This is a genomic window from Dermacoccus sp. PAMC28757 (genome assembly GCF_014302635.1).
GTDB lineage: Bacteria > Actinomycetota > Actinomycetes > Actinomycetales > Dermatophilaceae > Dermacoccus > Dermacoccus abyssi.
In genome coordinates this window covers 2,221,966-2,233,464 of sequence record NZ_CP060292.1, presented here as the reverse complement: position 1 = coordinate 2,233,464, position 11,499 = coordinate 2,221,966, and the positions used below count along the sequence as shown (strand labels likewise).

The following is an 11,499-nucleotide window of genomic DNA, read 5'->3' as shown; positions in this document are numbered from 1 at the left end:
AGGCCACGCCCATGACCAACGACACTGCAACCGATGAGACCTGCACCGACACCGGGGCCCACCAGCACGGTTACATCAGCGACAAGGACCGCTACCGCAACCGCATGAAGCGCATCGAGGGCCAGGCCCGCGGCATTACGAAGATGATCGACGACGAGAAGTACTGCATCGACATCCTCACCCAGGTCTCTGCCCTCACCCGGGCCCTTCAGGGGGTGGCGACCGGCCTGCTCGATGACCACCTCAAGCACTGCGTGCTCGACGCCGCAAAACAAGGTGATGAGGACGCGGCCATCGCCAAGATCCAAGAAGCCACCGATGCTATCAACCGGCTCGTCCGCTCCTGACGCCATCGGATTCAGCCTCGCGCAGTAGTGAGCTGCGCTTCGCCTTGCCCTCGGCCCCTGGGCGCGATCGCGAAGGCGGAGATCGGGCCTGACGTCATGAACACGATCTACCCGAGAGAAGAGCTCGACATGTTCCCTTCACTTTCCGCACCGAACCGGCCTCCCAGAAGCCGGCAGGGACTCGGCGCGACCATAACCGCGATGGCAGCCAGCGCCGTCCTCCTACTCAGCGGCTGCGCCGGGGCTGACCCCGGTCCCTCTTCTTCCGCAGGATCCGATCAGTCCCTGCTGACCGAGCACGGCCTCGATGGCCTGGACGCCCGGGAAATCATCAAGCGCCTTGACACGATGCCGGTCACAGACCGCTCAACCGAACTCATGGCCGCGATCAAAACCGACGAACTCGTCCTCACCGACAATCAGAACAACCAAACCACGCTGCCGATGCCAAAGGAAGACTTCTACGTCTCAGTCGCCCCATATACCGAGCAGACCCACGAGTGCTACTTCCACAGCCTCACTACCTGCCTCGGCGAGCTCGCCAACACTGACGTCGACGTCACAGTGGTCAACGCGGCATCCGGCAAGACCATCCTCGACGCAACACTCACGACTTACGACAACGGATTCATCGGACTCTGGCTGCCCCGCGGCATTCACGCGACGCTCACGGTCAGCACCGAAGACCGCACCGCGAAGCAGGACATTTCGACCCGCCTCGACGACCCCACCTGCCTAACCGCCCTCCAGCTGACTTGAGGTCCGGACCTCGTGCTCCTCGGCCTCGTCGACAGATCAGGCGTCTGGACGGTCCAATCCTCGGTCTTCCCCGAGAGTCTTGCCGACCTGAGGCTCCACCAGAGAGCTAGCTTCAGGGTCGTCGGAAGGCGCGAGCACATCGGGCTGATGCCGCGTCGACCAGGACCAGCCTGTGCTAACTTGAGAGCACTTCATCCCCCACGCCTCTCCACGATGCGCACTTGGGGGATTTTCTCTGGCCATGTCCTCAAGCTCAGACTTGTCGGTGCTGAGCCTTGCCGAGCTCCGCCAGTACCCGGCCTGGATTCTTGATCAGGTCGAACAGGCTGCTCGCCCGGCGCGCCCACCGCGCTGGGTCGTCACCCTCAGCAAATGCGGCAGCCGAGGCGAACTGGTCATGGAGGTTGACTGGCAATCGGTCAGCCAGCTCCGCACCGAGCTCGCCAGCGAGGCCGGCTCGAGGAGACGAGGCCGCAAGAACTGGAAGACGGTCCCCATCGAGGCTCGGATTGCTCGTCGGCACAACGGGTCGTCGCAACGTGGAGTCACGAGGAACGCTTCGACGCCAGTCGCGCGGCGGCATTACGAATTAGAGCACCGACCTTCGTGTGATCGACGATGTCCTCGAGCACCACGACGCGGCGGGCCCCACGGAGCAACTCCGCGGGGTCGGCGAGGGCCGGACGATTCATCGACGCAAGCGCACCGCGGTGGAGGTGGAAGCCGGTCATCGACTCGATGACGTCGGCCTCCCCCACGTAGACCGGAACGCCTTGGGCCTCGGCGTCGGCGACGACGTCTGCCAGGTCGGTGAGCCAGCGCTCGCCCATGAGGAAGCTGCGGGGAACGTCACCCCGGGAGAGTGCCCGGCGGATGACCTTCTCGCTCTCGGCGATGTAGAGGCCACGCTCGGTCTCGAGCTTCTTGCGCAGCGCGACGTCGGTGAGGCGGAAGTAGTCGGCGACGCGTTCGTCGTCGGGGCTCGTGATCTCGATCGGCACCGCACAAGGGTACGCGGGCGGGATCAGCGCAGGATGTTGACGATCGCGATGATGCCGATGAAGGTGATGAGGACGCGCAGGACCCACGGGTTGAGCTTGCGCCCGACGCGCGCTCCCACGAAGCCGCCGACGAGAGCGCCGATGCCGACGAGGGCCGCCACGGCCCAGTCGATCTGGTCGGTCGCGACGACCATGAACGTCAGGGCTGCGACGCCGTTGACCACCGTGCCGAGAACGTTCTTGATGCCGTTGATCTCCTGCAGCGGATCAGGCAGGAGAACGCTCATGAGGCCCATGAGGATGATGCCTTGGGCCGCGCCGAAGTAGCCGCCGTACATACCGGCCACGAAGATTCCGACGGCCAGCGCGACGAGGCGGGGCCCCGCGAGCGGACGCGTGGGGTCGGCGTCCTCGTGTGCTTTCGCGGCCTTCTTGTTGAGCCACGGTCCGGCGAGCACGAGGAGCACGCCCAGCGCGATGAGCACCGGGACGATCGCGTCGAAGGCCGACTCGGGAAGCACGAGCAGGAGCAGCGCGCCGACCACGGCACCGAAGAAGGAGAACGGAACGATCCGCTTGAGGCGGGCGGCCTTGCCGCGCAGTTCCTCGCGGTAACCCAGAGTGCTCGTGATGCCGCCGGCCACGAGTCCGATCGTGTTGCTCATATTGGCCGTGACGGCCGGGTACCCGAGGGCGAGAAGAGTAGGGAAGGTGACGAGGGTGCCGGAACCGACAACCGCGTTGATCATGCCAGCAGCCATACCCGCCGCGATGATGGCGAGCGCTTCCCACAGACCCATGTCGACATCTTTCTCACGGCCACGAGGAGGGGCGCGTGGGCACGGTGGGGCCGTGGGTGCCGCACACGGACGAAGGCGTGCGGCCTTCGCACCAAGAAATCAGCGAGCGGCTCGGGCGCTCCAGCGTTCGCCGTGCTGCTCGAGTTCGAGCGGCATGCCGAAGGTCTCCGACAGGTTCTCCGCCGTGAGGGTCGACTCGATCGGGCCGGCCGCCACGACACGGCCCTCGCGCAGCATGAGGATGTCGGTGAAGCCCGGCGGGATTTCTTCGACGTGGTGCGTGACGAGGACGAGCGCCGGAGCGTCGAGGTCCTCGGCGAGTGTGCTGAGGCGACCGACGAGATCTTCACGGGCGCCGAGGTCGAGCCCTGCGGCGGGTTCGTCGAGGAGCATGAGCTCCGGGTCGGTCATGAGAGCGCGGGCGATGAGAACGCGCTTGCGTTCACCTTCGCTCAACGTCCCGAAGCGACGCTCGGCGAGGTGCGAGACACCCATCTCCTCGAGCAGTTCCGCAGCACGGCCGTGGTCGAACTCGTCGTACTTCTCGCGCCAGCGTCCGACCATGCCGTAGCTGGCCGTGACGACGACGTCGGAAACCTTCTCAGCGTTCGGAATACGGTCGGCGATCGTGGCGGCCGACAGGCCGATACGCGGACGCAGTTCGAACACGTCCACGGCGCCGAGCACCTCGCCGAGGATGCCGGCCACACCGGCACTCGGGTGCATCCGCCCGGACGCGATGGACAGTAGCGTCGACTTACCGGCGCCGTTGGGGCCGACGACGACCCAACGCTCGCCCTCCTCGACGTCCCAGTTGATGTCGTCGAGCAGCTTCTGCGCGCCGCGCGTGACACCGACCCCGGAGAAGGACAACACATCGCTCATACCCTTGACCCTACTGACTCGACGGGGTCGAATGCCACGCGACACGGCACCGATGACGTCGTGGACGCGCCTGACGCCCAGCCGACACGGGTGTAAGCTACAACTTGTATCTATGTTGCGTCGAACGCCTGCAAGCGTGGGCAGCACATCGACCACCTGAACGAGGAGCGAGCATGAGCGAGCCGAAGATCTCCGCGGCCGACGCGGTCTACCGCGAGGTGAAGGGCTGCATCCTCGACGGCTCGATCGCCGGCGGCGCCCTCATCAGCGAGGGTGAGATCTCGGAGCTGCTCGACGTCTCCCGCACCCCCGTGCGCGAGGCGTTCGTCCGGCTGCAGGCCGAGGGGTGGATGACGCTGTACCCCAAGCGCGGCGCGCTCGTGCGCGCCGTCGAACCGCGCGAGGTGCGTGACGTCGTCGAGGCGCGCATCGCGGTGGAGTCGCGTGCGGCGCGCAGCGTCGTCGAGGCGCAGGAGCACCGCGACGTCGCCATCGACCTCGGCGAGATCCTGCGCCGTCAGCGCCAGAGCCTCGAAACCGGCGACCACGACGACTTCACCGAGACCGACTGCGTCTTCCACACCCACCTCGTCGCCGCCGGCGGCAACGCCATCCTCACCGAGTTCTACGAGCGTCTCGGGGAACGTCAGCGCCGGATGGCCGCGCGCATCCTGTGGAAGGACGACCGCCGCTGCCGCGACGTCCTCACCGCCCACGCCCGCCTCGTCGACCTCGTCGCCGCGGGAGACGCGACCGGTTTCGAGCAGGAGCTGACGGCGCACCTGCACCACTCCTACGACGGACTGCTCCCCTGAGCCCTCCGACCACACGAGTTTCGCACCACTCACCCACACCCGACGAAAGGCCCCCGCGTGTCACTCGACACCCCGACCCGCACCACCAGCCACGAACGCGTCACGACGAGCGTCGACAGCCCCGAGCGCGCCGGCGCCGGGGGCGCGCGTGCCGCCTGGCTGCCGGTCGGGGCGGCGATGTTCACCGTCGCGTGGGGTGGCAATCAGTTCACGCCGCTGCTCGGGCTCTACCGTGACATCGACGCGCTCTCGACGGGCGCCGTCGACCTGCTGCTCGGTGCGTACGTCCTCGGCATCATGCCCGCGCTGCTGCTCGGCGGGCCCGCCTCGGACCGCTGGGGCCGTCGCCCGCTCATGCTGCCCGCGCCGATCCTCGCGATCATCGCGTCGGTGCTGCTCGCCGTCGGCTCCGGCTCGCCAGCCGTGCTCTTCGTCGGCCGCATCTTCTCCGGCCTGGCGCTCGGGCTCGCCATGGTTGTCGGCGGCTCGTGGATCAAAGAACTGTCGAGCCCCCCGTTCGACGCCGAGGCCGACGCCGCCGCGGGCGCGCGTCGCGCCTCCATCAGCCTGACGGCCGGATTCGCGCTCGGCGCCGCCACCGCAGCGGCGCTCGCGCAGTTCGCGCCGCTGCCCGCGGAGTTGTGCTACCTCGTCCACCTCGTCATCACGGCGGCGAGCTATGTGCTCCTGACGCGCGCCCCCGAGACGCATGCGGCCCAAAAGATGCCGGGACGCTTCCTCGACGACCTGCGCGTGCCCGCTGCGGGCCACCGTCGCTTCCTGTTCGTCGTCCTGCCGATGGCGCCGTGGGTGTTCGGCTGCGCGGGATGCGCCTATGCCGTGCTGCCCGCCGTCATGGGTGATCGCACCGGCTCGTTCGGCATCGCCTTCTCGGGCCTGCTGTGCCTCGTCGCGCTCGGCTGCGGGCTGTTCATCCAGCAGGTCGGCAAGCGCTTCGACGACGTCAGCTCCGCGCGCGCCATCATCATCGCCCTGACGATGACGCTGCCCGGCCTCGGCATCGCCGCACTTGCAGCGCGCCTCGTCAGCCCGTGGCTCGCGCTCGTCGCGGCCGCCGTCCTCGGTCTCGCCTACGGCATGCTGCTTGTCTCCGGCCTGCAGGAGGTGCAGCGCATCGCCGGTCCCGAGGACCTCGCGGGACTGACGGCTGTCTACTATTCGATCACCTACCTCGGCTTCTTCGTGCCCGCCGCGCTCGCCGTCGTCAGCCACTGGCTGAGCTACCCCGTGATGTTCGTCGGTGGCGTCGTGCTCGCCGCGCTGAGCCTCGGCGTCGTCCTGATGTTCTCGCGCAAGCACCTTCCGACGGCTCTGGCGCACTGACCCGTCGCCACTAGACTGGGCGATCGTGTACGAACTGCCTGCCTCCGTGCGCCTGGCCCTGTGGGCCACGCACGCCATCGCCGCCGATCGCCCGCTCAGCGAGGCGATCGGCGCCGCGCTGCCCGACGTCGACGCCGTCGAGGGTGGCCTGCCGCGCCTCGAACTGTGGCGTGACCTCGGCGAACGCATCGTCTGCGTCGACCTGCCCCGCCCGGGGGTCCACGGCGGGTTGCTGCCGCCCGGCGGACCCGCGACTCAGGCTGCGATCGAAGTCGGAGAATGCCTGTTCGTGCCGTCGCTCGGCGGGGTGCTCGTGCCGCGGCTGGAGTATTACGGGCCGGCCGGCGACGAGGGCCTCAAGCTCACGCTCGAACCGCACGACAGCGACCCGGTGCCGATCCACCGCCTCGAGGCACTCGCACTGGCCGACATCGACCGACGCTTCCGCGAGGCGTTGCTGGCGCACGTCGGGGTGCTCGAATCCCTGCACATCGCACCGTTCCTCGGCTCCTCGGCCCGCGAGCGCGTCGACGAACGCCTCGACGGCGCGCGCTGGGCGTTGCCACCGGGCCTGCACCCGCGGGCGATGCGCATCATCACGACGGCCGGCCTCGTCGTCGCCGCCCTCGACGAGGCACTGACGACGAGCGGCGGCCTCGACGCGGGTAGCGTCGCAGCGCGCGAGCGCACGCTGCGCTCCCTGCTCGACGAGGCCGAACTCGCTCTCGCACAGGCCGCGACGGCGGCTGCCATCGGCCTCGCACACGACGCTGCCCGCCCTAGATGAGGACGGGCAACGTTGATCGCGCGTTGCGGTGTGCTCAGAGCGGAGTGTCTCCGGCAATGACGTATCAGGCCGTACGGGAGCCTTCGAGGACCGTCGCGTAGACCTGCTGGGTGCGCTCGGCGATCGCGTCCCACCCGAAGTGCTCGACGGCGCGCTGACGCCCGGCTCGACCCCGTCGGCGGGCCTCTTCGACGTCGGAGGTCGCCTCGGTGAGGGCGCGGGCCAGATCGGCGACGAACGTATCGGGGTCGACGGGCGTACCCGTTCCGTCGTTCACCTGCTCGATCGGCACGAGCCAACCGGTCTCGCCGTCCACGACGACCTCGGGGATTCCCCCGGTGGCCGTGCCGACGACGGCCGCCTCGCACGCCATTGCCTCGAGGTTGACGATGCCGAGCGGCTCGTAGACGGACGGGCACACGAAGCAGGTGGCCTGTGACAGCAGCGCGACGACTTCGTGGCGGGGCAGCATGTCGGGGATCCACACGACGCCGTCACGGCTCTCACGCAGTTCGGCGATGAGGCCCTCGACCTCGGCAAGGATCTCGGGGGTGTCCGGGGCGCCGGCACACAGCACGAGCTGCACGTCGGCGGGAACGTCACGCATGGCGCGCAGGAGGAACGGCAGGCCCTTCTGACGGGTGATGCGACCGACGAACACAATGCTCGGGCGGCCGGTGTCGACGCCGTGGCCGCGCACGATCTCCAGCGCCTTCTCGGAGTAATCCGGCGCCCAGGCGTCTGCGTCGATGCCGTTGTGGACGACGTGGACCTTGCTCTCGTCGAGCTGGGGGTAGCTGCGCAGCACGTCGCGTCGCATGCCGTCGGAGACCGCGATGACGGCGGCCGCGCCCTCGTAGGCGGTGCGTTCGATGAAGGAGGAGATCGCGTAGCCGCCGCCGAGCTGTTCGGCCTTCCATGGCCGCATCGGCTCGAGGCTGTGCGCGCTCACGACGTGCGGGATGCCGTGGAGCATCGAGGCGAGGTGGCCGGCGAAGTTGGCGTACCAGGTGTGCGAGTGCACGACGTCAGCGCCCGCGACGGCGGGCACCATCGTCAGGTCGACGCCGAGGGTCTTCAGCGCGCCGTTGGCGTCGGCCAACTGCGGCAGATCGGGAAATCCGACGGTGTCGGCCTCCCCCACCGGTTCGCCGAACGCCCGCACCTTGGTCTGCGTGCCTGTCGCTCGCAAGGCCTTGACGAGTTCGGCGACGTGGACCCCGGCGCCGCCGTAGATGTTGGGCGGGTATTCCTTCGTCAGGATGTCGACTCTCACGGGACAAGACGGTAGCCCCTCCGGGGGTGTGATGAAAGACACGATCCGCCTATCGTCAGTGGCATGCCAAATCGTGGAGGCCCCAAGGTCCTAGCCATCGTTCTCGCCGGCGGCGAGGGCAAACGCCTCATGCCCCTGACCACGGACCGGGCCAAGCCCGCGGTGCCGTTCGGCGGTATCTACCGACTGATCGACTTCGCGTTGAGCAACCTCGTCAACAGCGACTACCTCCAGATCGTCGTGCTGACCCAGTACAAGTCGCACAGCCTCGACCGCCACATCACGAAGACGTGGCGGATGAGTTCGTTGCTCGGCAACTACGTCACGCCCGTCCCGGCACAGCAGCGCGTGGGCAAGAACTGGTACCTCGGTTCAGCCGACGCGATCTACCAGAGCCTCAACCTCATCTACGACGAGAAGCCCGACTACGTCGTCGTCGTGGGCGCCGACCACGTCTATCGCATGGACTTCGCCGACATGGTCGAGGCGCACATCGCCTCCGGCGCCAAGGCGAGCGTCGCCGCGATCCGTCAGCCCATTTCCCTCGCCGACCAGTTCGGCGTCATCGACGTCGACCCCGAGGACCCGTCGCGCATCCGGGCCTTCCTCGAGAAGCCCACCGACCCCCAGGGCCTGCCGGACAGCCCCGACGAGGTGCTCGCCTCGATGGGCAACTACGTCTTCACGGCGGACGCACTGATCGATGCCGTCACCCGCGACGCGGACCTCGAGGGCAGCAAGCACGACATGGGCGGCGACATCGTTCCCGCCTTCGTCGACCGGGGCGAGGCCTACGTCTACGACTTCAAGGACAACACGATCCCCGGCGCAGAGGACCGTGACCGCGGCTACTGGCGCGACGTCGGCACCATCGACTCCTATTACGACGCGCACATGGACCTCGTGTCGGTCCACCCGATCTTCAACCTCTACAACGGCGACTGGCCCATCCACACGACGTCGGGCATGAGCCTCCCGCCGGTGAAGTTCGTCCACGGCGAGCACGGACGCACGGGTGCGGGCGTGAACTCGCTCATCTCCCCCGGGTGCATCATCTCCGGCGCCACGGTGAGTCAGTCGGTGCTCTCGCCGAACGTGCGCGTTCACTCGTTCAGCGACGTGGATTCGTCCATCCTCCTCGACGGCGTCGACGTGGGCCGCTCGTGCATCATCCGACGCGCCATCATCGACAAGGGCGTGCACCTGCCCGAGGGCACGCACATCGGCCTCGACCACGAGCAGGACCGTGCTCGCGGGTTCACCGTCACGGAGTCGGGCATTGTCGTCGTCGGCAAGGGCACGGTCATCACGTCGTGAGCGGCGGATGCACGCGAGAGTGGTTCACGCTATGAATGGGGTTGTGACGAACGACAACTCGCGTACCGACCTCATCGGCCTGACGTTCCAGGGCACCGACTTCCCGGGGCTCTTCCACGAACTGGCCGATGCGATGACCCGGTTCGGCGTCGAGATCATCGACGTCGGGCAGGCCGTGCTCGGCGGGAGCATCACGCTGTCCTTCCTCGTCTCCTCCCAGCATCCGGAGGACTTCGAGGTCGAGATGCGCCGCCTCGCCGAACTGCGTGGTCTCTCGCTCACGCTGACGCCCGGTATGGCGGATGACGTGCACCGCCTGCCCGGGCGCGCCGTCGTCACGCTGCTGGCGGACACCGTGCCGGCCGAGGCACTGGCCGAGATCTCGGCCGAAGTCGTTCACCACGGCGGAAACATCGACCGGGTGCGTCGTCTCGCCCGTACCCCCGTGACGGCCATCGAGCTCGATGTGTCCGGTGTCGAGGTCGTCGAGTTGCGACGCCGCGTGGCCGAGGTCTCGGCGGAGAGCGGCTGTGACGCGAGTGTCGCCGCTGCCGGTTTGGCGCGGCGAGGGCGGCGTCTCGTCGTCATGGACGTCGACTCGACGCTCATCCAGGACGAGGTCATCGAGATGCTCGCGGCCCACGCAGGCCGTGAGGCCGAGGTCGCCGAGGTGACCGAGCGGGCCATGCGCGGCGAACTCGACTTCGCCGAGTCCCTGCACGCACGTGTCGCCGTTCTCGAAGGGCTTCCGGTCGAGGTGCTCGATGACGTCCGCGCCGCGATTCGCCTGACGCCCGGCGCGCGCACGCTGGTGCGCACCCTCAAGCGTCTCGGTTTCACCGTCGGCGTCGTCTCGGGTGGCTTCATCGAGGTCGTGCGCCCCCTGGCCGACGAACTCGGCATCACGTATGCCCAGGCCAACACACTCGAGGTGGCGGACGGCAAGCTCACCGGGCGGGTGCTCGGCGAGGTGGTCGATCGTGAGGGCAAGGCACGCGCTCTCGCGCACTTCGCGCAGAACGAAGGTCTCCCCCTGGAACGCACGGTCGCGATCGGTGACGGAGCCAACGACCTCGACATGCTCGCGCTCGCCGGTCTCGGCGTTGCGTTCAACGCCAAGCCCGTTGTGCGGGCTCAGGCCGATGCCGCCGTGAACGTGCCCTACCTGGACAGTGTGCTGTTCCTGCTCGGTATCAGCCGCGAGGACATCGAAGAGGCCGACAATCTCGACGTGGACTCTGCTGCGATAAGCGGAACGGGCGCCTAACATAGCCCCCATGCCTGAGAACAGCGAGCCCCGTCGATCCCTGCTCATCATCGGTGGGGCCGAGGACAAGATCGGCCGCGTGACCATCCTGCGCCGCTTCGTGCGTCTGGCCGGGGGCCGCAAGTCGAACATCGTCGTCATCCCGACGGCATCGTCGCTGGCGTCCGAGGTCATCGAGGTGTACTCCACCGTGTTCTCGCGCTTGGGGTGCCCCGAGGTCTCGAGCGTCGACCCGCAGACGCGGCTCGAGTCGTCGTCGCCGGAGCTCGTCGAGCGCATCGACAACGCCACGGGCGTCTTCATCTCGGGCGGTAACCAGCTCAAGCTGAGCCAGCTCATCGTCGGCACCCCGCTCGGCGACGCCATGCTGCGCGCCTACGAGCGTGGCGCCGTCATCGCCGGCACGAGTGCGGGCGCCTCGATCATGAGCCAGTTCATGATCTCCATGGGCGAGGAAGGCGTCACCCCTCGCCAGCGTTCCAGCCAGCTCACGCAGGGTCTCGGCCTCGTGCCGGGCGTCATCATCGACCAGCACTTCGACCAGCGCTCGCGCTACGGCCGACTGCTGTCGCTCGTCGCCGGTTCTCCCAGCCTGCTCGGAATGGGCATCGACGAGGACACGGCCGCCGAGATCACGAACGGGCACGAGATGACGATCGTCGGATCCGGTGCCGTCTTCATCGTCGATGCCCGACGGGCGCAGACCGACGCCCATGAAGCCCGCCGTGACGCGCCCTTGCTCGTCACGGGAGCGGTCGTTCACTCGCTCCCGTACGGAGCGACGTTCGACCTGACCACAGCGACCTTGACGGATTTCGTCGAGCAGAACGCCGACGTGGCCGTCACGGCCGCGAAGGATCAGCACGACACCGCCACGGCGGCAGCCGCACTGCGTCACTGA

The 11,499-nt window shown here is 68.0% G+C and carries 11 protein-coding genes and 1 pseudogene; 8 read left to right on the top strand and 4 right to left on the bottom strand.

All coding sequences use genetic code 11. From position 1 onward, the window contains the following. The first annotated feature begins 11 nt into the window (after positions 1 to 11). Both H7F30_RS10625 and H7F30_RS10620 read left to right on the top strand, forming a co-directional pair. A complete protein-coding gene (locus H7F30_RS10625) occupies positions 12 to 347 on the top strand; it encodes a metal-sensitive transcriptional regulator (protein WP_255464767.1) in 336 nt (111 codons plus the stop codon). A gap of 96 nt (positions 348 to 443) precedes the next feature. After that, entirely contained in the window at positions 444 to 1,106 is a 663-nt protein-coding gene (locus H7F30_RS10620; protein WP_255464766.1) for a CueP family metal-binding protein, read from the top strand. A gap of 480 nt (positions 1,107 to 1,586) precedes the next feature. On the opposite strand, the pseudogene H7F30_RS10615 reads toward H7F30_RS10620, so the two are convergent. From H7F30_RS10615 to H7F30_RS10605, 3 genes and pseudogenes are all read right to left on the bottom strand, one after another. After that, a pseudogene (locus H7F30_RS10615) lies at positions 1,587 to 2,107 on the bottom strand (TrmH family RNA methyltransferase); the annotation flags it as partial. A gap of 23 nt (positions 2,108 to 2,130) precedes the next feature. Beyond that, positions 2,131 to 2,907 (bottom strand): sulfite exporter TauE/SafE family protein, encoded by a 777-nt coding sequence (locus tag H7F30_RS10610; protein ID WP_187035007.1) that lies wholly within the window; start codon positions 2,905 to 2,907, stop codon positions 2,131 to 2,133. A gap of 99 nt (positions 2,908 to 3,006) precedes the next feature. Beyond that, positions 3,007 to 3,792 carry an ABC transporter ATP-binding protein gene (locus H7F30_RS10605; protein WP_118912399.1) on the bottom strand — a complete coding sequence of 262 codons (786 nt, stop codon included), beginning with the start codon at positions 3,790 to 3,792 and terminating at the stop codon, positions 3,007 to 3,009. A gap of 173 nt (positions 3,793 to 3,965) precedes the next feature. Here H7F30_RS10605 and H7F30_RS10600 point away from each other — a divergent pair, with 173 nt between their 5' ends. From H7F30_RS10600 to H7F30_RS10590, 3 genes are read left to right on the top strand one after another with little or no spacing between them, the layout of a single operon-like run. Further along, on the top strand, positions 3,966 to 4,607 hold the full coding sequence (locus H7F30_RS10600) for a GntR family transcriptional regulator (RefSeq protein ID WP_118912400.1): 642 nt from the start codon (positions 3,966 to 3,968) through the stop codon (positions 4,605 to 4,607). 57 nt (positions 4,608 to 4,664) lie between these two features. After that, positions 4,665 to 5,951 (top strand): MFS transporter, encoded by a 1,287-nt coding sequence (locus H7F30_RS10595; protein ID WP_187035005.1) that lies wholly within the window; start codon positions 4,665 to 4,667, stop codon positions 5,949 to 5,951. Between the two features lie 25 nt (positions 5,952 to 5,976). Then, entirely contained in the window at positions 5,977 to 6,738 is a 762-nt protein-coding gene (locus tag H7F30_RS10590) for a hypothetical protein (RefSeq protein WP_038568232.1), read from the top strand. Between the two features lie 64 nt (positions 6,739 to 6,802). Here H7F30_RS10590 and glgA read toward each other — a convergent pair whose 3' ends face one another. Then, on the bottom strand, positions 6,803 to 8,014 hold the full coding sequence (glgA, locus tag H7F30_RS10585; RefSeq protein WP_187035003.1) for a glycogen synthase: 1,212 nt from the start codon (positions 8,012 to 8,014) through the stop codon (positions 6,803 to 6,805). 63 nt (positions 8,015 to 8,077) lie between these two features. Here glgA and glgC point away from each other — a divergent pair, with 63 nt between their 5' ends. Genes glgC through H7F30_RS10570 form a run of 3 tightly spaced genes read left to right on the top strand, consistent with a single transcriptional unit; the run spans position 8,078 to position 11,499 of the window. After that, positions 8,078 to 9,331 carry a glucose-1-phosphate adenylyltransferase gene (gene glgC, locus H7F30_RS10580; protein ID WP_187035001.1) on the top strand — a complete coding sequence of 418 codons (1,254 nt, stop codon included), beginning with the start codon at positions 8,078 to 8,080 and terminating at the stop codon, positions 9,329 to 9,331. Positions 9,332 to 9,374: 43 nt separating this feature from the next. Next, a complete protein-coding gene (gene serB, locus H7F30_RS10575; protein WP_222617795.1) occupies positions 9,375 to 10,598 on the top strand; it encodes a phosphoserine phosphatase SerB in 1,224 nt (407 codons plus the stop codon). A gap of 10 nt (positions 10,599 to 10,608) precedes the next feature. Beyond that, positions 10,609 to 11,499 carry a cyanophycinase gene (locus H7F30_RS10570; RefSeq protein WP_047312799.1) on the top strand — a complete coding sequence of 297 codons (891 nt, stop codon included), beginning with the start codon at positions 10,609 to 10,611 and terminating at the stop codon, positions 11,497 to 11,499.

Bases quoted from the DNA above. Each gene is read 5' to 3' on its own strand.
- H7F30_RS10625 (WP_255464767.1), top strand. From the start codon at position 12: ATGACCAACGACACTGCAACCGATGAGACCTGCACCGACACCGGGGCC.
- H7F30_RS10620 (WP_255464766.1), top strand. From the start codon at position 444: ATGAACACGATCTACCCGAGAGAAGAGCTCGACATGTTCCCTTCACTT.
- H7F30_RS10610 (WP_187035007.1), bottom strand. From the start codon at position 2,907: ATGGGTCTGTGGGAAGCGCTCGCCATCATCGCGGCGGGTATGGCTGCT.
- H7F30_RS10605 (WP_118912399.1), bottom strand. From the start codon at position 3,792: ATGAGCGATGTGTTGTCCTTCTCCGGGGTCGGTGTCACGCGCGGCGCG.
- H7F30_RS10600 (WP_118912400.1), top strand. From the start codon at position 3,966: ATGAGCGAGCCGAAGATCTCCGCGGCCGACGCGGTCTACCGCGAGGTG.
- glgC (WP_187035001.1), top strand. From the start codon at position 8,078: ATGCCAAATCGTGGAGGCCCCAAGGTCCTAGCCATCGTTCTCGCCGGC.
- H7F30_RS10570 (WP_047312799.1), top strand. From the start codon at position 10,609: ATGCCTGAGAACAGCGAGCCCCGTCGATCCCTGCTCATCATCGGTGGG.